This is a genomic window from Curvibacter sp. EU05-FHT14A10 (assembly GCF_058791075.1).
In genome coordinates this window covers 24,057-49,250 of record NZ_JBYTDE010000002.1, presented here as the reverse complement: position 1 = coordinate 49,250, position 25,194 = coordinate 24,057, and the positions used below count along the sequence as shown (strand labels likewise).

The window sequence follows — 25,194 nt, the reverse complement described above, 5'->3', positions numbered from 1 at the left end:
GCGGTTGGGATGCAGGTGTGGGGCTGAGGCGCTGGGCCTCAATCAACCCGTGCGCCCGACAGCTTGACCACCCGCGACCAGCGCTCGATGTCTTGCCGCACTTGCGCTGCAAAGGCCTCCGGTGTGTTGGCCACCACCTCGCTGCCGCCCTCGGTGATCTGACGGCTCACCTCCGGCGAACGCAGGACCCGCACCAAGGCCTCATGAAGGTAGGCCACCCGCTCGGCCGGGGTACCGGCGGGCACAAAGAAGCCATACCAGTCTTCAAACCGCGCATTCGCATAGCCCAGTTCCTCCAGCGTGGGGACCTTGGCAAACACGCCGACCCGACGCGGGCTGGTCACCGCCAGGGCGCGCATCTTGCCGTTTTGCACCATGCCTGCCACCGATGCGGTCGAGGTGAGCAGCACATCAACCTGCCGGCCCAGCAGATCGGTGATGGCCGGGCCCGCGCCCTTGTAGGGCACATGGGTCATTTCCACACCGTGGTCTTTGGCCAGCATCACCCCTGCCAAGTGCGACAGCGTGCCGTTGCCAGGAGAGCCGTAGGTCACCGTGCCCGGGTGGCTGCGGGTGCGACCGGCCAGGTCGGCGAAAGTCTTGTACGGAGAATCCGCCGCCACCACCAGCGCCAGAGGCGCCGCATTGATCTGGGTGACGGGGATGAAGTTCTTTTGCGGATCAAAGCCCGCCGAGGCATACAGCGAGGGGTTCACCGCCATCAGCGACACCTGACCGGACAACACGGTGTAACCGTCCGCCTTGGACTCGAGCACGGCCTTGGCACCGATGTTGCCGCCGGCGCCGCCCCGGTTTTCGACCACGGCGGCCTGGCCCGTCACCTCCTGCAGGCGCGCCGTCACCAGTCGCGTGGTGCCATCGTTGCCGCCGCCAGGTGGAAACGGCGAGATGAAGCGGATCGGCTGGACCGGAAAGCCATTGCGCGGCGGCAAGGGCTGGGCATGCACCGGGGCTTGCAGCCAGCCGGCCAGAACGGCAACGGCTGCCAGCCAGAAGGGGATCGACATCGGGCGAAGGGGGTGGGACATGGGTCAACTCCTGTGTGGGTCAGAGCGAGGGGGCAATCGATAAGGCAAGCCATGAGGCATGGCGTTCTGAAAGCCTGGGGCAGCGCCTTGTACCGGCGCTTGCGCCCTTCAGCTGCGGTGCGGCAACGCGGCAGGCAAGCGAAAGCCAGCGCGTTCAGCGGGGTCCAGCTGGGCCACCAGGCCGGTCTCCCAGGCGAGGTAGCGACGGGCGGCCTCTTTGTTGCCGTCGTGCCGGTCGTGCACAAAAAACAGGTAGTCGATGCATTGCGCATCGCTGGGTGACTCCGGGCTGGCCACCACGGGCAAGCCCGCCGACCGCCAATCGTCCAGCCCACCCGCCAGCAGCAAAGGCATGGGCAGGTTCTCGGGCCACTCCGTGCTGGCCCACGCCGCCACGTCGGGATGCTCTGCCACCAGCACAGGCTGCCGGCTTTCGCGCTTCAGAAGCCCTGGCAGCGCCGGCCGGATGGACCACACGGCCGACGCGATGTGGGCCTGGCGATACTGCATGCCAGGCCTCAGGTCGATCAGGGCCAATTCACCGGCCCGCAGGCGCGCGGCCAGTTCGGCGGGTTGGATGCTTTGCAGCGGGGGCGGCTTGGGCAGCTTCGCCGCGGGCAGATCCAGGCCGCTGGCCAGACCACCGGTCAATACGCAGGCGTCGTGCCCCATCTGGCGCAGCCAGCTGGCCACGGTCGGTGCCCGCACGCCGTCACTGTCGAACAACACCAGGCGCGCGCCCCGCACGCCGATGTACTGGTCGGCCGCCTGCATCAATTGGCCACCAGGGGTGTGTTGGGCCTGAGGCAGGCTGCCTGCCGCAAATTCTTCGGGCGTGCGCACATCGCACAGAAACAGGCTGCGCTGGGGATCGACCGCCCATTCGCGCACGGTGCGGGCATCCACAAAGGGCACCTCAAAACGACGCGCCAGGCGCTCGGCCTCAGGCTTCAGGGCTGCACTGCCCGAATCGTCGGGGTAGCGTCGACCGCCGCCGTGCTCCAGCACATGATCGGCCAGGTACCACCCTTGCGTGCCGTTCTCCAGCGCGTAGACCGGATTGGGAAGGCCCAGGTTGATGAGGGTCTGTGCGCCGATGATGCTGCGCGTGCGCCCGGCACAGTTGATCACGATGGGCCGCAACGGGTCGGGCACCAGGGTCTTCACACGGTAGGCCAGCTCTCCGTTCGGGCAACACAGGGCCCCCGGGATGTTCATCTTGCGGAATTCGCTCACCGGTCGCCCGTCCAGCACGGTGACGGGTTGGCCCTGGGCCAGCCACTGGGCCAGTTGATCGGCACTGATGCGCGGGGTGTGGTAGACCTGCTCGGCCAGTTCGCCAAAGGTCTTCGAGGGCAGGTTGACCCCGGCAAACAACACATGCCCCGCTGCGGCCCAGGCGCGGGTGCCTCCCGCCAGCACGCTGACCTGCCCGTAACCCAGGGCCTGCAGCCGCGTGGCGGCGCGCTCGGCCACCTGCCACGGGCTGTCATCGCCCGCGTCGTACACCACCACTCGCACCCCGCGGCGGGGCAGCAATCGGGGCGCATCGATCTCCAGTCGGCTCAAGGGCAGCGGCACGGCATGAAAGAGATGGGCCTCGCCGTACTGACCGTGTTCGCGCACATCGAGCACAGCCAGTTCAGAGCCATCGTGCAGCCAGGATTTCAATTGGGCGGGTGAGAGGTATGACGTCATGGGAGCCTGATACACAAAATTGGGGCGCAACGAGGCCTGCAGCAAGCCCATCGGGCTCGCCGCACGTTGCGGGACAAGAACCAGAAAGCAGACCGCGGTGGCCGCAGCCGCACCGGTCAGCGGCGGGTCTGGACGCCGATGCCCATCACCTGGCAGGTGCCAGCGTCGAGGTCATAGCTGGTACGGGTGTTCAGGGTTTCGAGCGCACGGCCATACATGTGCAGGTGGCGGATCACCTGATCGCCATGGATTTCCACCGAGTGAATGTCTTCAGGCATCAGGGCAATGCCTGAGCCGGGTGCGACCAGCACGCAATCGGTCTCGCGCAGGCGGCCCACGCCGGGCACCGATCCATCGTCCAGGCGCTGGTACACGCGGTTGTGCTCCGTGCCCTCCACCGCCGCCACACAGGCCCAGGTGGTGTGGTTGTGCGGCACGATGCGTTTGCCGGGACGCATCACATTGAGGTAGAGCGCAAAGCTCTGGTCTGGATCTTCGGCAATCAGATAGCGTGCCTGATGCTCGCCGGCTTCCGGTGCGGCATAGGTATCGGCTTGCCAGAAAGCCTTGGCGGCCGCCAGCTTGAGCAACTCTGCCAACACCTGATCGAGACGCGCCCGGGTGGGCTCCTGGCCCTGCAAGGCCTGCTTCATCTGCGCGATGCCGGCCTGCACGGCCTGTTGACGTTGCACGGCGATGGAAGGGGATGTCGTGTTCATGGAGAGGAGATCCTGAAGGGTTCGTGAAAGGTTCGTGACACGCTTCACTTTAGTGAGACGCAGCGACACAAACAATCCGGCACAGCCATAGAACACTTCAATAAAATTAATACATGGACACCCTGGACCTTGAACTCCTTCGCACGCTCGCCGCCATCGACAACCTCGGCAGCTTTGCCGCCGCCGCCGTCCAGTTGGGGCGCACGCAGTCCGCCATCACCCAGCAGATGCAACGCCTGGAAGAACAGATCGGCCAAGCCCTGTTCGAAAAGCAAGGACGCAACAAAGGCCTGACTGAGCACGGCAAACGACTGCTGACCTACGCACGCCATCTGTTGAACATCAATGACGAAGCGCTGCGCACCCTGCAGCAGGGGCAGTTGCAGGGCCTGCTGCGCATCGGATCGCCTCACGACACGGCGCAGACCATGCTGCCACCGTTGCTGGCCGAGATCGCCCGGCATTCACCGCTGCTGCAGCTTGAGATCCATGTGGGTCGAAGCCCCTTCCTGATGGAGGCGCTCAAGCGGGGCGAACTGGACATGGCGCTGTCCAACCGGGTCGACAGCACGCTGGAAGGGGTGGTGCTGCGCTCCTCCCCCACGGTCTGGCTTTGCGGTGCGGGCTATGTGCACGACCCCCGCAAACCGGTACCACTGATCACCGCCGATGGCCCCAGCATCTACCGGCGCCTGGGCCACGAGGCGTTGGAGTCGGCGGGCATGAACTGGACCGCGCGCTGCTCGGCACCGAGCCTGATCGGCATCCGGGCCGCCTTGCACGCGGGCCTGGGCGTCACGGCGCGGGGGGTGGAACAACTCGACGCGGGCCTGAGGGTGCTGGGGGCCGCCGACGGCATGCCCGCCATGCCCGACCTGATCTATCGCCTGTACATCCGCAGCCACGTTGTGAACCCACTCACCCGCCAGGTGTTCGAGAACCTCAAGAACCGCCTGCGACTGGCCACCAGCCCTGCGTGAACCCCGGCGCCAAAGCCGCAACACAGCCTCAGTGCGTGGGCACCGACGCCTGTCGCCCCGCACGCTTGGCCGCGTACATGGCCTCATCGGCCTGAGCCATCAGTTGATCAGTGCTCACCCCATGCTCAGGGTAATGGGCGACACCAATGCTGGGCGTGATCTGCAGGGTATGACGCCCGATGCGGAGCGCCTGCTGCAGCGTGGCCCGGATCTTGTCGGCGACTTGCAGGGCATGTGACGGCTCCTGGATGGATTCGAGCAGCACCACGAACTCGTCACCGCCAATGCGGGCCACCGTGTCGGTTTCGCGCACGCAATCCCGCATCCGGCGAGCCACCTCTTGCAGCAGGCCGTCGCCCACCTTGTGGCCCAGCGTGTCGTTGACCTGCTTGAAGCGGTCCAGATCCAGAAACAGCACCGACAGACGTCCCGCCGTGCGTTCGGCGCGCGCCAGCGCACCCACCATGCGGTCGTGCAACAGGTATCGGTTGGGCAGCCCGGTCAGCGCATCAAACTGGGCCATGTGCTGCAGACGCGCCTGCATCTGCTTGCGTTCGATGGCGGTGGCGATCTGGGTGGCTGCGTATTGCAGCAGGGCCTGCTCTTTGTCGTGCCACGGGCTGTGGCCCGCGTCACGCTTCAGGATCAGGGCCCCCAGGGTGCCGCCGGGCGTGCTCAGGGGCACGCCCAGCCTGGCCGCCCAGCCCGCCCCAAAGGCCGAACGCCAAGTGTCGGGTTTGTCGTGCAGGTCATCCGGCGTGAGCAGCAACAGCCCCCCGCCAGCCATCGCAGCCTCACTGAGGAGACGATCGGCTGGCGCCTCGTGATCGGTGTCAGACGGCGCAGGCTGGCCGACGTGGGCGTCGTAGGCCATCCGGAAACGCCCGTCTTGTGGATCCCGCACCAGCACCTTGAAGTGCGGCGCCGGCATCAAGCCCCCGACGATGGCATGGATGTTGGCGATCAGTTCGCGCACGTCGCCGTTCGCATGCGCAGCCTCAGAGATGGCGAACAGAGCGGCCTGCGTGGCCTCGGCCTGCTTGAGCGCGCTGACGTTGCGCGCCACGGCGTAACGCCGTTGATCTTCCTCTGACCAGCGGGCCGACCACATCAGGTGCACCAGAGAGCCGTCCTTGCGCACATAACAGTTCTCGAAATGCAGATGCGGCTGGCCTGCCATCACGTGCCGGGCCGCCTGCAGCGTGCGCTCCTGATCAAAAGGGGCAATGAAATCGGTCATGCGACGGCCGATCATCTCCCCGGGGGCATAACCAAAGATATCTTCACCGGCGGGGCTGATGTATTGGAAGATACCGTGGGCATCAACCACACAGATGGCGTCCAGCAGCAGGTCGGCAATTCGGTCCATGAAAGCTCTGTGATCTGAGCGGGGGGACGAAAATCGTCAAGCCGCAAAAGTGTTACTTGAGAGGGTAGCTGATTTCAACATGTTCGCCCAGCGGCCAGCTCGGTCAGGCCAAGAACGTGTCCACTCAAACAACACCCCCGCCCCTCACTCAATCTGCGCCCATCTGGGCCTGCCGGGCCACTTTGCCCAGGCGCTCGTACTCACGCAGTGTCAGGGCTTGCAGTTCGGCCGCGCTGCCGCTGCGCGGCGTGAAGCCCGCAGCCACCAGCTTGTCCTTCACGGCAGGATCTGCCAACGCCTGCGCCAGGGCCTGCTCCAGCCGCTGAACCACCGGAGCCGGCAGGCCCGCTGGGCCATACACACCAAACCAGGGTTCGACCGCGTAATCGCTCAGCCCCGCTTCAGCCAGGGTCGGCACATCGGGCAGGGCCGGTGAGCGCTGCGCCCCCGCCACGGCCAGCGCCCGCAGCTTGCCGGCCTGGATGTGGGGCAATGAGGCGGGCAGATTGTCAAACGCCACAGGCACCTGCCCGCCGATCAGGTCCGTCACCAGCGGCGCACTGCCCTTGTAGGGCACGTGCACCCAATCGGTCTTGCTGAGCTGGGCAAACAACACGCCGGCCAGGTGCATCGAAGTGCCGGTGCCCGCCGTGGCATACGCCAGGCCCGGGTTCTTGCGCGCATGCGCCAGCAACTCAGCCACGTTCTTCACCGGCAGTGCCGAGCCCACCTCGAGCACGATGGTCGAGTTGCCCAGCAAGCCCACCGCCGTGAAGTCCTTGCGCGGGTCAAACGCCATCTTCTTGTAGATGTGGGGATTCAGCGCATTGGTCGAAATGGCGCCCATGCCCACGGTGTAGCCATCAGGGGCCGACTTGGCCACCGCATCCATGCCGATGTTGCCGCCGGCCCCCCCGCGGTTGTCGATGATCACCGGCTGCCCCAGGGTCTGCGCCATGCGCGCGCCCACCGTGCGCGCCACCAGATCGGTGGTGCCCCCCGCGGCATACGGCACGATGAATCGGATGGGTCGGGCCGGAAAGGCCTCTTGTGCCCTCAACGGAGCACTGCCCAAGAGGCCCAACACCGCCGCACTGGCGGCGCCCAAAAGGGCGCGGCGGCGTTGGGGGGTTTGCAGCGGCAAGGGGTGAAAAGACATTGGCATCGATCGGTCTCCTGTCGGTCTGATAGGCCCATGGCATGACGCGCTGTGGTCATCGTTCATGGGCGGCGGTGGGCATTTTTGCCCGGATACCCGTCTGACGCATGAAACCGCGTGAGAGGGCCCGCCCGGGGCCGGGGCTTGCCCCGACGAACCTTGCCGATCGGGGCCTGCACCCAGGGTCGGGCTCAGCACCGGGCCCGCAGGGTTGGCGCGGGCCGGCGCAGGATCAGGCCAGCCCGTCGGCGTCGACAGCGCCTTCTGCAAACGGCCTATCGGCCTGCCAGGTCACCAGAATAAAAACACCAGTCCCAGAACTGCTGGAACGGTCTGCACAAACAACACCTTGCGGGCCACGGTCACCGCCCCCCAGACCCCCGCCACCGCCACGCACAGCAACCCGTAGGTGGCAAAGGCCTTGGCCACCCCAGGTTCGGGGTACACCAAGCCCAGCAACAGGGCCACCACCAGAAAGCCGTTGTAGCAACCCTGGTTGGACATGGCCGCGGCCCTGGCGTCCACGTCCTCCGGTTTGATTCTGAAAACCTTGACTCCCCAGCTTCGGTAGAAAACCGTCTCAGCCAGAAAAATCAGGGCGTGGATCAGACACACCAGCCCGATCAGACCTTTTGCCAACATTCAGTGCTCCTTTTTGAAAACCCAAGCCCCGAGCCGGGGCGGCGGACAGGCGGAATGCGTGGTCAAGCCACCCGTGAATCGTCAATCGCCCAATTTCGAACGACGTTGAATGACACCCAGCGGCGCAGCCTCAGGCCACGGCAAAGTTCTGCCCCACCAGGCCCTGTCCAGCGAAAAGAATTGATCAATGGACCGCCATCGGTGATCATCGCGGGCCCAAGTGGTACGACAACTCTTTTCGACGAGCGCCCCTGAGAATCGGGCCCGATTCTCACTTGTTGTCCGACAACAAAATGTCCACTTCAGACTATTCGTTGCCCATGAGATACAAAACGGATTTCATCCATCGCCCACCCCCTCATGTCGATGCGCGACTTCGCGCCGTGTCACAACGCCGGACCCTGGCCCGAGGCGAGGTGCTGCTTTCGCCCGACTCCCCCTGCGGCCTGCTGTTCGGCGTGATCACCGGCGCAGTCAGCACGGCGCTGTATGCCGAATCGGGCAAACGGTTCGGCAACACGATCTGGACCGAAGGCCATTGGTTTGGTGAGGCCAACCTGCTGAGCAAAGGCTCGCAACCCTTTTTTGCCGAGGCGGTTGAAATCAGTGAGGTGGCCGTGATGGACGAGCCCACGTTCAGACAGCTCATCACAACCGACCCTGAGGTGCTGCTTCACTTGGCCACGCTGGCCGCCAGCCGCTACATGCGCCTGCTGTCCTGGGTCGAGCACTCGGTGCTGCGCCCCATCCCCGAGCGCATTGCCCTGCTGCTGTGCGCCTCCTCCGAACGACGACACAACCAGCAACGGCTGGTCAGGGCCTCTCAGGACAGCATGGCCGACTGCCTTGGCGTGTCCCGGCAAAGCATCAACAAGTGCCTCAAGAGCTGGGAGAAGCTGGGCCTGATCGAGATCTTTTACGGGTCGATCGTGATCAAGGATGAGAACAGCCTGATGGCCGCCGCGTGCCAGCCGCCTGACAGCCACGAGCCACGCCACGCGGTGCCCGATCTGATGGGGTGAAGCCTGACCCGGCCAGGGGCCGAATCCATCGGGCGGCACCCGGCGACGGCGCCAATTTCAGACACAGCCCGCTGGGCGCCTGCGGGCTTGTCAATGCCAAGGCGCGGGCCTTGGTGCGTCGATGACGTTGAATGGGCCCATCCATCCCATCGCAAGCATTCAATATTTTGGAGTGAATCAATCGCGGCCCTGAACGACTTAATCGGCCTCGAAAGCGGCACCCTCACCTGCAAAAAATCAGCCCTTTGCTTCAACTTGAATGTCTGCATCGACCTGATTTATCCGGCACCCACCATAATGCCGCCGTCAATGAATGACAGGCTGTCTGAGGTATCGGAGCCAAGAATATTTCCACATTCATTTCGATCAAAATGGCCGGGGCCATCATCCAGCGATAACAAAGCCAGGCGGGCGTCTCGGAATATTCTCAGTCGATTCGAATTCAACATCACGGCAACCCAAGCCACGATCGATCAACTCCGCGCCTCCGTCCGATCACCCCACATGCCCTGAAGAAGACCCTACAATTTTGTGCGGACGACATGCGATGCCAAGAAAGTGCGGCGGGCCAGCGTCAGGCATCCGCCCTCAGTCTTTGAGTTTTCGTTGCATCTGTTATGTTTTCATAATTAATTGATAATTTTGACCATTCGGCCTCGCAACCCACTCCGGCTCCATCCATTTTTATCGTCTCATTTATTGTCAATATTTGACAATCCGTTGCGGCCGAGTCACACCGCAACGAGCGCGATCTTCAGATGAAAAAGAATGTCAAAAATTAACAATACCCAGCCCAAGGCTTTTGCAACCGATATGGTCGGCACCCTGTCACCAGAAAGCCGACAAAAGCTGCTTTCCGTTTCGGAGCTGAAACGCGTGGAGGCGGGCGACATCATCTGGGACCGGAGCGATGACCAAGAAGCCATGGTCCATGTGGAATCAGGGCAGATCCGGAGCTACCTCTTTTCAAGCACCGAGCCTCAATTTGGATTCACCGATTGGGGACCAGGCAGCTGGCTTGGGGAGGCATTTTTGCTCTTGCCAGGCGACAACGTCTTCACCGTCGAGGCCATCGAGACCTCATTCCTGCGGATCATCCAACGAGAGGCCTTCCAGCGTTTGATGGTGCAGGACGCAGCCCTGGCCTGCGATGTGGCCCGGCTGGTCGCATCGCGGTACCGGCGGGTGTTGTGCTGGGTGGAAGAAGCGATGTCGCTCCCCATCCCGGAAAGGATGGCCACCAAGCTGGTCCGCCATTGCACGCCTCGCGCCAACGGAGGGTTCGTCTACTGGGGCTCACAAGACAACCTGGCCACCTGCCTGGCGGTGTCACGCCCCACCGTGAGCAAGATCCTCAAAAACTGGGAGCGCGACGGGCTGATACGGATCAGCTATGGGTCGATCCAGATCACGTCGTGCGAGCAACTATTGCAAGCCGCCCGGGAAAGCCCACCGACCACGAACCCCACGCAAACCACAGCGTGATCAGACCCTCAAACGCGAATGCCCCAGGCCCCCGCCCTTCTCCACCCGGATCTGGGCCGAGATGCGGTCTTTGAGGCCCTCGACGTGGCTGATCACACCGATCATCTTGCCGCTGGCGTTCAGGGTATCGAGGGCACTCAGGGCCACCTCCAGGGTGTCGGCATCGAGCGTGCCAAAGCCTTCGTCCAGGAACAGCGAATCGATCGAGGTCTTGTGGCTGACCAGATCCGACAAGGCCAGGGCCAGGGCCAGGCTGACCAGAAAGCTCTCTCCGCCTGACAGGGTGCGCGTGTCGCGCGCCGTGTCGCCCTGCCAGGTGTCCACCACATCCAGCTCCAGCTCACCCGTGCCTTTGCGGCGCAGTTGGTAGCGCCCATGCAGGCGCTGCAACTGCCGGTTGGCCAGGTGCAGCAGGTGATCCAGCGTGAGGCCCTGGGCAAAGCGGCGGAACTTGTCGCCCTTGGACGAGCCGATCAGCCCGTCCAGGCGCTGCCACAGCTCAGACTCGGCGGCCTGGGTACTCAGTTGCTGCAGCAGGGCCTGCTGGCTGATGCGCCGCTGCTCGTCGTCGCGCAGCAAGGCCTGCTGGGCGCCCAGTTGTTGGCGCAGATCGTCCAAGGCTTGTGACTGATCGGCCAGCAAGGCCTCCAGCTCTGCCAGCGGGGCCTCGGTCAGCGCTTGCAACTGCAAGGTGTCGCGCTGCTGCAACGCAGCCTCGTGCACGGCCTGGGCCTGGTGCAGGGCCTGGGCCAGACGGGCTTGCAGGGCCTGCAGGCGTTCGCGCTCGGCCCCGGGTAGCAGGGCGTCGGCATAGGCCTGGGCGTCAGCAAAGGGGCTGGCCTGCAGCGCAGCCTGCCAGGCCGCCTCGGCCTGGGCCTGGGTCGCCCGCTGCTCGGCCAGGGCCTGTTGCAACTGGGCCAGTCGCCCCTGCAGGGCTGCGCGCTCGCGGCTCAGTCGATCAACCTCGGCACTCAGGGTGGCCAGCGACGGGGGCGGTTCGGGCACGGTGATGGCCGGTGCATCGAACAGGCCGCCCTGCGGCCCGGGCGCCGGGGGTTGCAGGGACTGCCAGCGCTCGGTCCAGCGGGCCTGCTCGGCCTGGGCGGCCTCGCACAGGGCCTGCTGGCGGCTCAGTTCGGTGGCCAGGGCTTGAAGGCGAGCCTGGGTCAGCTGCCACTGCTGCCATTCGGCATGGCGCAACTGAAGCCAGGCTTCGGCCTGGGTGGCTTCGGGCAGCTCAAAGCCGTCGTCGGCCAAGGTGGTCGCCAGCGCCTGGTGGTGGGCGGCCAGGGCCTCCGTGTGCTGCTGCACCGTGGCTGCGATGGTGAGCTGGCTTTGTGCCGCCCCCTGCAGGGCCTGGTTCAGCAAGTCCAGCTGTGCCTGGGCGGCCTGCCGGGCCTGGGCCTGGGCATGGGCCCGCTGGTGAGCGGCTTGCAGCACGGTTTCGGCCGCCTCGACCTGTTGCACGGCGTGCAGGGCAGCGGTGACCTCCTGCCCGGCCTGTTCAACGGCCTGGGCCAGGGCCTCGGCATCGGCCCACTCGGGGCAGGCCGGTGGCGCCAGGCCCAAGGCCGTGCAGGCCTGTTGCCAATCGGCCTGCGCCTGTTCGGCCTCGGCCTGGGTGGTTTGCTGCTCTTGCGCCCAGGCGCTCAGGCTGGCCTGGGTGCGGGCCAGGGCGGCGGCGGCGGCCTCGCCCTCGGCCCGAACCTCGTCAAGGGCCTGTTGCGCCGTCTGCAGAGCGGCCTGGGTCGCCGACACGTCCAGCGCCTGGTAGGCCGCCACGGCCGGGTGATCGGGCGAGCCGCACAGCGGGCAAGGCTGCCCCGGCTGCAGGTGCTGCCGGTGCGACTCCAGGCTTTGGATGCGCTGCTCCTGGGCCAGCAATTGCTGCTTGTCGGCCACCGTGGACTTCAAGGCCTTGTAGCGCGCCAGCAAGGCTTCTCGCGCGCTGGCCTGCTGGGTCTGCTGCTGCAGGCCTTGTTGCTGGCGGCTGGCCTGCCGCAGCGCGAGCGCCGTCAGCTCGCGCAGGCGCAGTGCCAGGGCCTGCAGCCCATGCCATCGGGCCTGACGGCCCTGGCTGGCCTGCCAGTGCTCGCGCCACTGGGCCAGAGGACGCCCGGCCAGGCTTTGCTGCAGCCCGGCCTGGGCCGTCTGCACCGTCGCGTCGGCCGCGGCCTGGGACTGCTGAGCCTGGGCCAGCGCCTGCTGCAAGGCCGGGGCCTGCTGCTGAAGTGCCGCCAGTTCGTCGGCCTGCTGGTGGGCCCGTTGCTGCTGAGCCACCAGCTCGGCCCGGCGCCGGGCCAGTTCAGCCAAGCCCTGGCGCCACACGCCCAGGGCCTCGCCCCAACGCGCATGGCGGGCATGGGTGCTGCAGAACTGATCGCTTTGCTGCTGCTCAGCCCGCAAGGCCTGCAGCTGCTGTTGCGCCTGCCGGGCATGGCGTTCGGCCACGGCCAGCGCCAGACCATGGGCCTGCAGCTCCTGGGTACTGGTTTGCTGATGCTGGGCCTGCAACTCGCTCAGTGCCTGCACACTGGCCTGCACCTGAGACTGGGCCTGCGCAACCTGCTGCTGCAGCGGCTGCAGGGCCTGGGCGGGCTCACTGGCGGCGAGGCGGCGCAAGGCGGGCGCGGCCTCGTCCTGGGCCTGCCGGGCCAAAGCCAGCCTCTGGCCCGCCTCGGTGGCGCCCTGTTCGGCCTGGGCCATTTGCAGCCGCCACTGACGCTGCGCCTGGTGGATCTGTTGTTGCAGTTGCAGCGCCTGGGCCTGCGCCTGGAGCCTGTCGGCTTCTGCGGCCATGGCGGCGCGGGCCTCGGGGGCCAGCAGCGCCATGCCCTCGGCACGGGCCTGCATTTCTTTGAGTCGGGCCTTGGTCTGGCTGGCCTGTTCGTACACTTTTTGCGAGATCAGGCCGTAGATGTCGGTACCGGTCAGCTCTTCGAGCAGTTCAGCCCTTTCGTTGGCGCTGGCGTTGAGGAAGGCCGCAAAACCACCCTGGGCCAGCAGCATCGACTTGGTGAAGCGGGCAAAGTCGAGGCCGGTGATGGCCTCGATGCGCTGCAACTTGTCCTTGCTCTGGCTGCACAGGATCACGCCATCGCCCCGGGCCAGCTCCACCTTGGGGGGCTGCAGCGCGCCGTCCACCTTGTCGCGGGCACGGTGCTGGCTCCAGAAGGCACGGTAGACCTGCCCTTGAACCTCGAATTCAACCTCGGCCAGGCAATCGGCCGTGTGCCGGGTCATGATGTCGTTGGCACTGGCGCTGATGGTCTTGAGGCGTGGCGTCTCGTGGTACAGCGCCAGGCAGATGGCATCCAGCAAGGTGGATTTGCCCGCCCCGGTGGGGCCGGTGATGGCGAACAGGCCGTTGTCGGCAAAGGGGGGGCGGGTGAAATCGACCTGCCACTCCCCCTTGAGCGAGTTGAGGTTCTTCAGGCGCAGGCGCAGGATCCTCATGTGGCGGCTCCTTCGGCTTCGCCCTCGCCCTGCTGCAAGGCCTCCAGCACGCCCCGATAGCGCTCGGTCAGGGCCAAGGCCAGTTCGGGAGCCAGCGCCTCTTGCTGCAGGCGGCGTTCAAACACCTCCTGCGGGCTGAGTTCATCCAGCGTTTCGCGGGCCAGGGCGGCCAGTTGGGCCGTGGCCGTGCCGCGGTCGCGGCGCACGCGCAATACCTCCAGGGGCAGACCCTCGGTCATCTGCTGCACCCGGGCCGGCAGATCGGGCAGGTAGTCGTCCTGGCTGACCGTGACCTCCAGCCACAGCGGGCAGGCCGCAGTGGCCTGGGCCGCCAGTGCCGGCATGGCCTGTGCAAGTTCATCGAGCGTGCCGCGCACGGCCTGCAGGCCCTGAAAGCGGGGCACGGACAGTGGACTGACCTGCTGCAGGCCGGCATCGCCCAGGTCGATCAACAGCACCTCTTTGTCCTGCGCGGCTTCATCAAAACTCAAAGGAAGGGGCGAGCCGCAGTAGCGGATGTGCTCGTGCCCGCCCACACGCTGCGGCCGGTGGATGTGGCCCAGCGCGACGTAATCGACCGGCGGAAAGGCGTCGCAGGGGTAGGCCTCCAGGCTTCCCACATAGATCTCGCGCACCGATTCGCTGAGGCTGCTGCCCAAGGTGGTGAGGTGCCCGGTGGCGACCAGCGGCAGGTGCTGGCCCAGGGTGGCCCGCAGTTCGGCCTGGCGCGTCAGCGCCACCTGATACACCGCCGCATAGTGAGCCTGGATGGCCTGTTGCAGGGCCTGCTGCTTGTCCTGCGCGCTCTGCCCGGCCTGGCTCTGCAACACATCGCGCGGACGAATAAAGGGCACGGCACAGACGATGCACCCCGGCGTGCCATCGCGCTGCGGCAGCACCAGCACCTGATCGGCCGGCTGCGCCGCAGGCTGGGCCACCAGGTGCGTGCCCAGGCAGGCCAACAAGGCCTGGTTCTCGCCCAGCATCGCCACCGAATCGTGGTTGCCCCCCAGCAACAGCAGGCCCACGCCCGCCTCGCGCAGGCGCACCACCAGTTGGCTGTAAAGCTCACGTGCATGGCTGGGCGGCGTGCCCGTGTCAAAGATATCGCCCGCCAGCAGCACCGCATCCACGGCCTGGACCTGCACCTGCTGCAACAGCCAGTCAATCAGGGCCTGGTGCTCGGCCTGGCGGCTTTTGCCCATGAAATGCTGGCCCAGGTGCCAGTCGGAGGTGTGGAGGAGGCGCATGGCAAATGTGAAGAGTGCGGTAAAGGCCGCGTGCAGGAGAAACGAATCGGTGAACGCCGGGTGTCGAGGGCTCGATTGTGCGGGCAGTCCGGGCGGCGCCAGCGGCGCCAAAGCAGGCCTGCACCCTTGCAGCGATCTGGATGGCAGACCAGGCGCGCCCGTCGGCACACAGCGCGCCCCAAATTGGGCCCCATGCCACCACCGACCACCGCCTTTTTGCGGCAGACTGTGCGCCATGGCCGCCCCGCAAGCTCAAGCTGATGTGAAACCGTTCAAGTCCGCCCGGGCCTTTGAGGCCTGGTTGCGCCGGGAACACGCCCAATCCGAGGGCCTCTGGCTGAAAATCGCTAAAAAGGGGAGCGGGATGGCCAGCGTCAGCTACCCCGAGGCCGTCGACATCGCCCTGTGCTGGGGCTGGATCGATGGCCAGAAGAAGAGTTTCGATGACGCGTACTTCCTGCAGCGCTTCACGCCACGCCGACCGCGCAGCGTCTGGTCCAAGACCAACACGGCCAAGGTGGCAGCGCTCATCGAGGCCGGGCGGATGCAGGCGCCGGGGCAGGCCCAGGTCGATGCAGCCCAGGCCGACGGCCGATGGGCCCGGGCCTACGACGGCGCTCGCACGGCCACCGTGCCAGACGAGCTGCAGGCCGCACTCACACGGTGCCCACCCGCGCAGGCCTTTTTCTCGACCCTCAACGCCAGCCAACGGTACGCGGTGATTTGGCGGGTGCAGACCGCGGTCCGGCCCGAGACGCGGGCCAGGCGAGTGACCGAATTGGTTGAAAAGTTGGCCCGGGGCGAGTTGGTGCACATCTTCAAGCCCAAAAGCCCGGTGCAGGCCGCCGCTGATTCCGGGTCTGGAAGCTGAAGGCACTCAGCCTGAGGCCCCATGGGCCCGCATCGTCTGCAGAGGCGGCCAAGAACACACGAAGCGATGAACGGGTAGGCACCGGCCATTGCCCCAGGCCATTTACCCAGGCCATGCGGCCAACTCGTAGGCTGTGCTGCGTCCGCCGCCCGGGGCTTTCTGCAGAACACCCAGCGCCAGCATCTGGGTGATGTCGCGCAAGGCCGTGTCGGGTGAGCATTTGGCAATGGCCGCCCACTTGCTGCTGGTGAGCTTGCCCTCGAACCCATCGAGCAGTCGGTTCAGTACCTTGATCTGACGTCCGTTCAAGGACAGAGGGGTCCAACGTTGCCAGCAACGTGCCTTGTTCAGCACCGTGTCCAAAGTGGACTGGGCATTTTCCAGGGCCCGACCCAGGGTAGCCAGAAACCAGGACAGCCACTCGGTCACGTTCAACGAGCCTTTCTGCGTGCGCTCCAACACCTCGTAGTAAGCCTTGCGATCGCGCTGAATCTGCGCCGACAAACTGTAGAAGCGCTGTGGACTGCCATCGGCACGCGCTAGAAATAAATCACCCACAGCCCTGGCGATGCGGCCGTTACCGTCGTCAAAGGGGTGGATCGTGACGAACCAAAGGTGCGCCAGGCCGGCCTTGATGAGGTCAGGCACCTCGGTCTGCTGATGGGCCCAGGCCAGGAATTGACTCATGTCGGAAAGCAAACGGCTGGCGGGCGGGGCCTGAAAATGCACTTTTCGACGCCCTATCGGGCCCGAGCCCACCTGCATCGGCCCGTCGCTGTCCTGACGCCATTGGCCGACGGCAATCCGACTCATGCCTGAATAGCCCGTCGGGAAGAGCGTGGCGTGCCAGCCGAACAGACGCTGGGCGGTCAAGGGCTCTTGGCAACGAGCGGTGGCATCGACCACCATCTCGACCACCCCCTCGACCTGCCGATCGACCGGGGCCGCCGCACCAATGTCCACTCCCAGACGGCGGGCCAGGGACGAGCGCACCGATGCCGCGTTCAGCACCTCACCCTCGATCTCGCTGGTCTTAAGCACGTCCTCGGTCAAGGTGGCAAGACTGGCCTCGTCGCGCAAAGCAAGCCCCAGATCGGCCAGTCGCCCCAGCAACAAGCCCTGGGCTCGGCTGACTTTTGTCAGGGACTGGGCCAATGCAGACAGTTCGTAGCGCCAATGAGGCCATTCCGGGGACTGCCAGATGTACGGGGTTTCTCCGCTATTCATGCGGAGATTAGAGCCCTCTTTCACCGCGACTGCAAATTTTTCTCCGCATTTGGTGCGGCGATTGGAGCAGCCAATCACCGCGCGTCCAGGCCAGCGTGATTTCACAAGCTGGCCTGGCGTCCTTAACGCTCCCGATACAACTGCCCCACCGGGCTGGCGGTGCTGCCCATGATGAACATCGAGTACAGGCCATTGGAGGCCACCGCGATGTCGCTCGCGCTGTAGGCCACGCCACCACTGACCGTGAGTTGGGTGCTGCTGTAGGGCGTGTTGCTGAGCACGCCCAGGGCCGAGCTGCCCAGGGTGACGCCGCTGACAATCGGCACATAGCCAATGCTGAGTGCGGTGGCTGCGGTGCTGGTGCCGCAGGCGTGGTACAGGCGCACGTTGGCAGTGGTGCTGGCGGTGGGCAGGCGGTTCGAGTCGCTCAGCAGCGTGGTCTGCGGCGAAGCGGGGTCGCCATACACCAGCACGGTGTAGTCGTTGCCGGCCGTCAGCGCCACGGTCTGGCTGGTGGTGGTGCCATTGATCGTGAGGCTCAGCGGCAGGCTGCCCGAGGCCACCAGGCTGTAGGTGCCGATGGCCGGCGACACCAGCGAAGACAGCAAGGTGACAGCACTGCCGCTGGAGGTGACCGTGGCACTGGCCACGGCCTGCGACGGCAGGGCCGACACCACCCGCAGGCGAGACTGGGTGTTGCGATAAGTGGTCGCGGTGCTTTGCTGCAGCACCAGCGTGGCATCGACCAGCACACCGCCTGCGGCCGAACTGAGCACCAGGGTCTGAACCGAGGTGGAAGCCAGCGTGATGCCGCTTTGCGAGAGGCGCACGTCATCGCGGGTGCCGGCACCGGTGACCACCAGGGTGTAGGTGCCCGAATTGAGGGTGTAGTAGCCCGCCAGGGTGATGCTGCTCAGCGACACCAGCGGGGTGGCGCTGGCCAGGGTTTCGCCGTCGCCCAACATGTAGATGTCGACGTCGCCCGCGTCGGGGCACTGGTCGAGAATGCGCAGGTAAGCACGACTGCTGGCGGCCGACGATTGGTTTTCGGTCAGGGTGGTGGTGTGGGTGGAGCCCGAGAAGCCCGCCACCACCAAGGTATAGGGGCCGCTTGAACCCGACAGGCTGAAAGACGAGCTATAAATGGCCGTGCCATTTTGATCCAGCACCCGCACGGTATTGGTGTCAGTGCCGACCGACACATAACTGCCCGCATTGCCAAATGCCACGCCCGAGCTGATCACCGTGCCATTCACCTCCAGCGACAGTGCATTGGGCGAGCTGACATTGGTATTGAGCAGGCGCAGATTGGTGTTGGAGCTGCTGCCCCCGCCGCAGCCTGCCAAGGCAGTGGCGGCCAGGCCGGCCAGGGTAAAAGTTCGACGGCTGATGTCCATGGGATGTTCCTGCGTTCAGACTGAAAATGGGAGGGCGCGCGGAGTATCTCAGAAGGCTTTCAAACCCATTTGAAAATACCTTCTGTTTTATTCAACGCATATTTTTCTGCACATTAATTCACCTGGTGTTCTGTTTTCTTTACAGACACCGAAGCATTAATTCTTTGATATTTACAGGACAGACATAATCCACATGTCAGCCCTCATCCATCAACCCCCAGCGGGTTGCAGCGGCGAAGCCGCCGGGCTGGTCGGCAGGCTCACGGGTGAGCTGGCAGGCTGGGTGGTGGATGGGATTGGACTGGACGGCTCCCAGCCCTGGGGCCAGGCGGGCTGCGTTTCGGGCACCAGCACGTCACGGATGGCCGGGGGCAACTCGCGCTGGCGCGCCTGCAAGGCCTGACGGCGCTCGTTGGCCAGGGCCTCGCTGCCCTCGTCGTCGGCGACCACACGGGGGCGCAGGAACACCATCAGGTTGGTTTTCTTGCGGGTCTTGCTCAAGCTGCGAAACATGGCGCCGAGCACGGGGATGTCGGCCACCACCGGCACCTGGCCGGCATCGTTGGTGGCGCTGTCTTCGATCAAGCCGCCCAGCACAATGATCTTGCCGTTCTTGACCGTGACCGTCGACTCGATGGATCGCTTGTTGGTGGTGGGCCCCGCGTTCGTGGTGCCGGCCGCAGTGGTGGCCGCCACCGAGGAGGACTCCTGGTAGATGGTCAGGCGCACGTTGCCGTTCTCGCCGATCTGGGGTTTGATCTTCAGGGTGATGCCCACGTCCTTGCGCTCGATGGTCTGAAACGGGCTGGAGGTGGTGCTGCTGGTGGTCGTGTATGAACCCGTCACAAAGGGCACGTTCTGACCCACCACGATCTTGGCCTCTTCGTTGTCGAGCGTGATCACATTGGCCGTCGACAGGATGTTGGTGCCCGACATGGTCTCAAGTGCCGAGGCAATCGTGCCCAGCGTGAGCGTGGTGCTGCTGCTGATGCTGAACAGCTGCGACCACTGCACGCCCAGGTCCAGGCTCTTGCTGGCATCGACCTCGACCACCAGCGACTCCACATACAGCTGCGCGCGCGGTGCGTCGAGCTGGTCGATCACCTTGCGCATCTCCCGAAAGCGCGGCTCCGAGGCGGTGAGGATCAGCGAATTGGTGCTGGGGTCGGCCTGGATGCCGCCGCCCGTGCTGGGTTGGGCCGAGGCGCTGACCGAAGGGCTGCTGCTGCCCTTGCTGCCACTGCTGCCGGTGCTTGTGCTGCTGCCCGCCGTCATGCTCGACGAGAAGCCACCCGAACTGTCCGCCCCCGTGCTGCCACTGCTGCTGCCACCGCCATAGCCGCTGCTGGTGCTGCGCGAACTGTCGGCCGAGGGGAACGCCGCCCGCAGCACCGTGGCCAGCTTGGCGGCGTCGGCGTTCTGCAGGTGCACCACGTGCACACCCACCCCAGTGTTGGGGCGGTCCAGCCGGGCGACCAGCGAGCGCACAAAAGCCATCTGCTCAGGGTTGGCGGCGCGCACCAGCAGGCTGTTGCTCTGCTGATCGACCATGATCGACAGCCCCGCCGTGGCGCTGCCCGTGCCCCCATTGGCTGAGCCCCCCGCCGCCACCGTGCCGGTCTGCGCCGCCGCCCCGGCACTGGCCGTGCGCAGTTGCGAATCACCCAGGCGTTGCAGTGTGCTGACCAGGTCGGAGGCCACCGCGTGCTCCAGCGCAATGATCTCGACATCGGTACCGCTCGGGGTATCGAGCGATTCGATCAGCGTGGCCAGGCGGGCCAGGTTGCTCGCATAGTCGGTGATGACCAGCGCGTTGTTGCCCGGGTTCAGGTTGATCACGTTGTTGGGGCTGATCAGCGGGCGCAGGACCGGCACCAGGTTGCTGGCACTTTCGTGGCTGAGCTTGAACACCCGGGTCACGATGCGGTCGTCACGCGGCCCTTCGGGCCCCGCCACCACCGAGGCCGACTGCAGCTTGCCATCGGCTTCGGGCAACACGCGGTACACGCCGCCGCTCTCAACCACCACATAGCCTTGCAGGCGCAGCGCACTGGCCCACAGGCTCCAGGCCTGCGAGGGGGTCATGGGGTCTTCGCTGGTGAGCGACAGGTTGCCCTTGACCCGGGCGTCCAGCAGGATCTGACGCCCGGTGATGACCGCCATGGCACGCGCCACCGATTCAAGATCGGCATTGCTGAAGTTCAGGGTCAGGGTGCGCTCGGCACCGGCCCGGTTGGCTGCAGGCTGCGATTTGGCGGGCACGGTCGTCCCGGCCAAGACGGGCATGTTGCCCTGAAGCAGGGCCAGCACGGCCGCAGTGGCCAGCATTGAAAGGCGTTGGGTCATGAGGCAACAATGAGCCGCCAGCAGCGCCGTCGAGGCACTCTTGGGCAGCGGGATGAAGAGGCGACAGCCCACGTTCGGGGCCGCGCGTCGATTCTGAAAGCGCCCCTTGGCGCGCATGTGTGCGGGATGTATAGATTCGTGAAGCAGCACAGCCGCACCCGGCAGGCCCCAGCCAACACGTCGATGTACCAACGCGTGAAGTCTCCGCAACAAGTCGGGTACATGCAACACCCACCCTGCAGCGCGCTTGGCAGGGCCGTGCCCTGCTCCGCACAATGCAGACCTTGATGAGGCGAGGCCACACGTCGGTGCTGCCCGGGCCTCGCCTCTTCTCTTTATTTCCGCTCTTCCCTCTTTCTCTTGCTCAGGGTTCGCCGATCCGCTTTCTTGTCTCTGTCCCTCGGTCGCCAGCCTGTACGGGCGCTGAAGGCCACTGACTCGAACGCCCTGCCGAACAGAACCGACCACTTGCCCCTCCATCTCCCCCAGACCATGCCCGCTCAAACGTTCATCCCGGCCCGCTCGGCCCGCACCACGCTGTTCGCCCTCACCCCCTTGCTGGCCGCGGCCGTGCTCAGCGCCTGCGGGGGCGGTGGCAGCAGCGCTGACTACACCTTGAGCGGCACCATCACTGGCCTGAGTACCAGTGGCCTGGTGCTGGCCACCGGCAGCCAGACTGTGAGCGTGGCCTCGGGCGCCACCAGCTTCACTTTTCCGAGCAGCGTGGGCAGCTATGCCGTCACCGTCAAATCGCAACCCACAGGGCAGACCTGTGCCGTCACCTCGGGGGCCAGCGGTACCGCCAGCAGCAACGTGAGCAGTGTGGTGGTCACTTGCCGTGCCTACCTGGCCTACGTCACCCATGGCAGCAGCGAAACCGTCAACGGCTTCAGCGTGAGCACCTCGGCCGGCACATTGACCGCCCTGGGCAGCACCGGCATGGCCGCCACCGCCTACCCGCCCACCCACATCGTGATGAGCAGCGATGGCACAAAGGCCTATGTGAGTTTTCAGGACAGCCCCGTGATCGCCGACTACAGCGTGTCCAGCAGCGGCGCCCTGACCCTGCTGGCCAACACCGCGGCCGTCAGCGAAACCCGCGGCATGACGCTGTCGGCCGACGGCAAGTACCTGTACAGCACCAACTACACCGACAAGTCGCTGGGGCAATTCAGCGTGGCCAGCACCGGCGTGCTCAGCACGCTTTACCCCACCTCGGTGGCCGCCGGCAGCACGCCCATGTCGGTGGCCGCCACCGCCGACGGCAGGTATGTTTACGCCGCCAACTCGGGCGACGCCACCCTGACGGGCTACAGCGTGGGCTCAAGCGGCAATCTGAGCGCGCTCAGCACCGCCAGCTACAGCCTGAGCAGCGGCAGCGCCCCACGTGGCCTGGCCATCGCCAACAGCCAGTACCTGTACGCCACCCAAGCCGGCAGCGCCAAGCTGCTGGCCTACAGCATCGATTCGAGCACCGGCAAGCTGACCGCCCTGTCGCCGGCTTCGGTCAGCACTGGCAGCACGCCCTACGCGGTGGCCCTGCGCTCGGACGGCCGCTGTGCCTACGTGGTCAACCGCAGCGACAGCACCGTGTCGCAATACATCATCAGCACGGGCGTGCCCACTGCCCTGGCCACCGCCACCTTGGCCACCGGCAGCAGCCCCGTGGCCATTGCCCTGTCGCCCGACGACCGCTTTGCCTACGTGGCCAACAGCGGCGCCTCGACCGTGTCGGTGTACAGCGTGGGCACCAGCTGCGACCTGAGCCTGATCACCAACGTGTCCAGCGGCGGCAGCACGCCCACCGGCATCGTGGTGCGCTGAAGCCTGAGACACGCCAGGCCGTTTCAGACGGGATCGTCTGACGGTCTGGTCTCTACACCCTCAACAAGCCAGGCGTCACCACCCGCCGTTGTGGTCGCCTGAAGCGGCACCTTGGGCTGGATGGTGCCATCGGTCTGGGCCACCGACATGAACTGTTGCCAAACCGCCGCGGACGCTGAGGGGACGCGGACCTGCCGCAACCCGCTTCAGGGCGGGCACCAGATTGGCCGGCCGCACCGAAGGTTCATCTGACCTGGCTACAATTCGCGCGATGACTGTGCATCGCCTTGCCTCTTCGGACCGTGCCTCGGGCACCACCGAACACATGGCCGCCCGCTTTCAAAGTTTCACGTTGGCCCGCATCTCACGGAACGCCTGCCGTCGGCAGTCAGGCTGCTCGCGCCTGACGCCCCCTTAGAACAAAGCGAACGTCGACCTCATGGGCATGGACGTTCCATGCCTGCATCGATCACGCTTTCTCGGCCTCCCACCAGGGAGCGCCCTCGTCATGTCCCAACATTCTCATTTCTTTCGGGCCCAGTGGGCTCCGAGCATTCCGCGCGAGCTCATGGCCGGTGCCGTGGCCACCTTTGCCCTGATTCCAGAAGTCATCGCCTTTTCTTTTGCTGCCGGCGTGGACCCGGCGGTGGGGCTGTTCGCGTCATTCATCATCAGCATCGTGATTGCCTTTGCCGGAGGTCGGCCCGCGATGGTTTCCGCTGCAGCGGGCTCGGTCGCCCTGGTGGCGGCCCCTTTGGTTCATTCACACGGTGTCCCCTATCTTTTCGCCGCCGGCCTGTTGGCCGGCGCGGTACAAGTCCTGTTTGGCTGGCTCCGACTCGGCGTGCTGCTGCGCTTTGTCTCCGGTTCGGTGCGCACCGGGTTCGTCAATGCCTTGGCCATTCTGATTTTTTCGGCGCAGATGCCGCACCTCATCGGTGCCAACAGCGCCACCTGGGCCATGGTTGCCCTGGGACTGGTGGTGATCTATGGCCTGCCTCGGATCACCACAGCGGTGCCTTCGCCCTTGGTCTGCATCGTGGTGCTGACACTCATTGGGCAATGGTTGCATTTGCCGCTGAAGACAGTGGCCGACCTGGGTTTGCTACCAGATACCTTGCCGGTCTTCGCGCTGCCGACTGTGCCCTTCACGATGGAGACACTCCGCCTCATCGCACTCCCAGCTTTCGCGATCGCCATGGTCGGACTGCTGGAGTCACTGATGACCGCCAGCGTGGTGGACGAACTCACCGACACACCGAGTGCCAAAAACAGGGAATGCAGCGGCCTGGGCATGGCCAACATGGCGGCCAGCCTCTTCGGTGGCATCGCCGGATGCGGCATGATTGGACAGACGGTTAGCAACGTGCGTTACGGTGGGCGGGGTCGACTTTCGACACTCTTTGCGGGTGCCTTCCTGCTGATTCTCATGTTGCTGCTGAAGCCCTGGGTGGCACAAGTGCCGGTGGCCGCGCTGGTCGCCATCATGGTCATGGTGTCGGCTTCAACCCTGGACTGGGGTTCCGCGCGCGCTTTGCTGCGACATCCCAAACTATCAAGCCTGGTCATGCTGGCGACCGTCGCGGTGACCGTCGCAACAGGCAACCTGGCGGCCGGTGTGGCCATCGGCGTTCTGCTGAGCGGCGTGTTCTTCACATTCAAGGTGTCGCGCCTTTTGGTCGTGACCCGGACAGGGGATGACACACTCACCTACAGGGTTTCAGGCCAGGTCTTTTTTGCGTCCGCCGACTTGCTGGTTGACGCCTTCGACGTGCGAGAGGTCGAAGGCAGGGCGGTCACCATCGACTTGAGCCAGGCCCACTTTTGGGACATCACCTCCGTCACGGCCTTGGACAAGATCTGTCAAAGGCTGCGCAAACACGGCAGCGAGGTCGAGGTGCGCGGCCTGAACGACCACAGCCGCGCCCTGGTCTCGAAGTTGGACCTTGGCATCGAATAGGCCCCGCGAGCCCCTCTGGTGCATGCTTTGGCCACCGGACACATCGGCTGGCGACAGACATTGGAGTCGAGCAAGACAGTCACGATGGCGGGCACATCCGACGGCTGTGCTTGCTCAAGCTTTCAGGCCTCAGACAGCCTGGGTGGGCACCCCGTGCCGCAACTCGGTTTGCTTGTTGAGCCCATCCACAAACACCAGCTGGGGTTGATGGGCGCGAACCTCGTCCTCGTCCACCTGAGCAAAGGCAGCGATGATCAACAGATCGCCCACGGCTGCACGGCGGGCCGCCGATCCGTTCACCGAGATCATGCCGCTGCCCCGTTGGCCTTTGATCGCGTAGGTGATGAATCGCTCGCCATTGTTGATGTTCCAGATGTGGACCTGCTCGTTTTCAATCAGGTTGGCGGCCTCCAAGAGGTCTTCGTCGATCGCACAGGAGCCTTCGTAATGCAGCTCGCAATGGGTGACCGTGGCTCGGTGGATCTTCGATTTCAGCAGGGTGCGTTGCATGAGGGAGTCGCCGTTTTAAAACGGCCGGAGCATACCTTGCGAAATGCCCGATCCGACCCAAAACGCCCTCGCGCGCCAACAAACCGCGACGGATAGCGCTACCTTGTCATGAGCGCGCCCACTGCGGTGCAGACCTTGAACCCCAGCCGGACCTCGGGAGCCTGGCGACGCACTTGGGATGATCCCCGTACCAGGGCTCACGGGGCTGACACGGGACAGCCCAGGCCCGG

The 25,194-nt window shown here is 65.3% G+C and carries 18 protein-coding genes; 6 read left to right on the top strand and 12 right to left on the bottom strand.

Annotation, left to right across the window (positions count from 1 at the left end):
* Nucleotides 1-38: 38 nt before the first annotated feature.
* The 3 genes from AC3WUT_RS03275 to AC3WUT_RS03265 form a co-directional block, all read right to left on the bottom strand.
* Nucleotides 39-1,028: a Bug family tripartite tricarboxylate transporter substrate binding protein gene (locus tag AC3WUT_RS03275; RefSeq protein WP_492346156.1), complete on the bottom strand. Its 990-nt coding sequence runs from the start codon at nucleotides 1,026-1,028 to the stop codon at nucleotides 39-41.
* Between the two features lie 129 nt (nucleotides 1,029-1,157).
* Nucleotides 1,158-2,747, bottom strand: a complete 1,590-nt coding sequence (locus AC3WUT_RS03270; protein WP_492345645.1) for a rhodanese-like domain-containing protein — start codon at nucleotides 2,745-2,747, stop codon at nucleotides 1,158-1,160.
* A 116-nt stretch (nucleotides 2,748-2,863) separates the two neighbouring features.
* The gene (locus AC3WUT_RS03265) at nucleotides 2,864-3,466 is read right to left on the bottom strand and encodes a cysteine dioxygenase family protein (protein WP_492345644.1); all 603 of its coding nucleotides are present in this window, start codon (nucleotides 3,464-3,466) and stop codon (nucleotides 2,864-2,866) included.
* A 113-nt stretch (nucleotides 3,467-3,579) separates the two neighbouring features.
* Between AC3WUT_RS03265 and AC3WUT_RS03260 the strand changes: the two genes are divergently transcribed.
* Complete coding sequence (locus AC3WUT_RS03260; protein WP_492345643.1) at nucleotides 3,580-4,446, top strand: LysR substrate-binding domain-containing protein; 867 nt, start codon at nucleotides 3,580-3,582, stop codon at nucleotides 4,444-4,446.
* A gap of 28 nt (nucleotides 4,447-4,474) precedes the next feature.
* Here the strand turns inward: AC3WUT_RS03260 and AC3WUT_RS03255 are convergent, their stop codons facing one another.
* The 3 genes from AC3WUT_RS03255 to AC3WUT_RS03245 all read right to left on the bottom strand — a co-directional run bounded on the left by AC3WUT_RS03255 (nucleotide 4,475) and on the right by AC3WUT_RS03245 (nucleotide 7,616).
* The gene (locus tag AC3WUT_RS03255) at nucleotides 4,475-5,815 is read right to left on the bottom strand and encodes a diguanylate cyclase domain-containing protein (protein ID WP_492345642.1); all 1,341 of its coding nucleotides are present in this window, start codon (nucleotides 5,813-5,815) and stop codon (nucleotides 4,475-4,477) included.
* A 148-nt stretch (nucleotides 5,816-5,963) separates the two neighbouring features.
* Nucleotides 5,964-6,974 carry a Bug family tripartite tricarboxylate transporter substrate binding protein gene (locus AC3WUT_RS03250; protein WP_492346155.1) on the bottom strand — a complete coding sequence of 337 codons (1,011 nt, stop codon included), beginning with the start codon at nucleotides 6,972-6,974 and terminating at the stop codon, nucleotides 5,964-5,966.
* A 291-nt stretch (nucleotides 6,975-7,265) separates the two neighbouring features.
* Entirely contained in the window at nucleotides 7,266-7,616 is a 351-nt protein-coding gene (locus tag AC3WUT_RS03245; protein ID WP_492345641.1) for a DUF1304 domain-containing protein, read from the bottom strand.
* Nucleotides 7,617-7,936: 320 nt separating this feature from the next.
* Here AC3WUT_RS03245 and AC3WUT_RS03240 point away from each other — a divergent pair, with 320 nt between their 5' ends.
* Complete coding sequence (locus AC3WUT_RS03240) at nucleotides 7,937-8,638, top strand: Crp/Fnr family transcriptional regulator (RefSeq protein ID WP_492345640.1); 702 nt, start codon at nucleotides 7,937-7,939, stop codon at nucleotides 8,636-8,638.
* A 768-nt stretch (nucleotides 8,639-9,406) separates the two neighbouring features.
* On the top strand, nucleotides 9,407-10,123 hold the full coding sequence (locus AC3WUT_RS03235) for a Crp/Fnr family transcriptional regulator (RefSeq protein WP_492345639.1): 717 nt from the start codon (nucleotides 9,407-9,409) through the stop codon (nucleotides 10,121-10,123).
* Here AC3WUT_RS03235 and AC3WUT_RS03230 read toward each other — a convergent pair whose 3' ends face one another.
* Together AC3WUT_RS03230 and sbcD are read right to left on the bottom strand one after the other, a co-directional pair.
* Nucleotides 10,124-13,579, bottom strand: a complete 3,456-nt coding sequence (locus AC3WUT_RS03230; protein WP_492345638.1) for an AAA family ATPase — start codon at nucleotides 13,577-13,579, stop codon at nucleotides 10,124-10,126.
* Nucleotides 13,576-14,829 (bottom strand): exonuclease subunit SbcD, encoded by a 1,254-nt coding sequence (gene sbcD, locus AC3WUT_RS03225; RefSeq protein ID WP_492345637.1) that lies wholly within the window; start codon nucleotides 14,827-14,829, stop codon nucleotides 13,576-13,578. The genes AC3WUT_RS03230 and sbcD overlap by 4 nt, the downstream gene beginning before the upstream one ends.
* A gap of 235 nt (nucleotides 14,830-15,064) precedes the next feature.
* On the opposite strand from sbcD, the gene AC3WUT_RS03220 reads away from it, so the two are divergent.
* Nucleotides 15,065-15,700, top strand: coding sequence for a YdeI/OmpD-associated family protein (locus AC3WUT_RS03220; protein WP_492345636.1), 636 nt, complete (start codon nucleotides 15,065-15,067; stop codon nucleotides 15,698-15,700).
* 102 nt (nucleotides 15,701-15,802) lie between these two features.
* Here AC3WUT_RS03220 and AC3WUT_RS03215 read toward each other — a convergent pair whose 3' ends face one another.
* From AC3WUT_RS03215 to AC3WUT_RS03205, 3 genes are all read right to left on the bottom strand, one after another.
* On the bottom strand, nucleotides 15,803-16,927 hold the full coding sequence (locus AC3WUT_RS03215) for a Fic family protein (RefSeq protein ID WP_492345635.1): 1,125 nt from the start codon (nucleotides 16,925-16,927) through the stop codon (nucleotides 15,803-15,805).
* 122 nt (nucleotides 16,928-17,049) lie between these two features.
* Nucleotides 17,050-18,324 (bottom strand): DUF4397 domain-containing protein, encoded by a 1,275-nt coding sequence (locus tag AC3WUT_RS03210; protein ID WP_492345634.1) that lies wholly within the window; start codon nucleotides 18,322-18,324, stop codon nucleotides 17,050-17,052.
* A 210-nt stretch (nucleotides 18,325-18,534) separates the two neighbouring features.
* Nucleotides 18,535-20,670 (bottom strand): secretin GspD/PilQ domain-containing protein, encoded by a 2,136-nt coding sequence (locus AC3WUT_RS03205; RefSeq protein ID WP_492345633.1) that lies wholly within the window; start codon nucleotides 20,668-20,670, stop codon nucleotides 18,535-18,537.
* A gap of 492 nt (nucleotides 20,671-21,162) precedes the next feature.
* Between AC3WUT_RS03205 and AC3WUT_RS03200 the strand changes: the two genes are divergently transcribed.
* Nucleotides 21,163-22,494, top strand: a complete 1,332-nt coding sequence (locus AC3WUT_RS03200) for a lactonase family protein (protein WP_492345632.1) — start codon at nucleotides 21,163-21,165, stop codon at nucleotides 22,492-22,494.
* Between the two features lie 508 nt (nucleotides 22,495-23,002).
* Nucleotides 23,003-24,454: a SulP family inorganic anion transporter gene (locus tag AC3WUT_RS03195; protein WP_492346154.1), complete on the top strand. Its 1,452-nt coding sequence runs from the start codon at nucleotides 23,003-23,005 to the stop codon at nucleotides 24,452-24,454.
* A gap of 129 nt (nucleotides 24,455-24,583) precedes the next feature.
* Here the strand turns inward: AC3WUT_RS03195 and panD are convergent, their stop codons facing one another.
* Nucleotides 24,584-24,964 carry an aspartate 1-decarboxylase gene (gene panD, locus AC3WUT_RS03190; RefSeq protein ID WP_492345631.1) on the bottom strand — a complete coding sequence of 127 codons (381 nt, stop codon included), beginning with the start codon at nucleotides 24,962-24,964 and terminating at the stop codon, nucleotides 24,584-24,586.
* Nucleotides 24,965-25,194 lie beyond the last annotated feature (230 nt).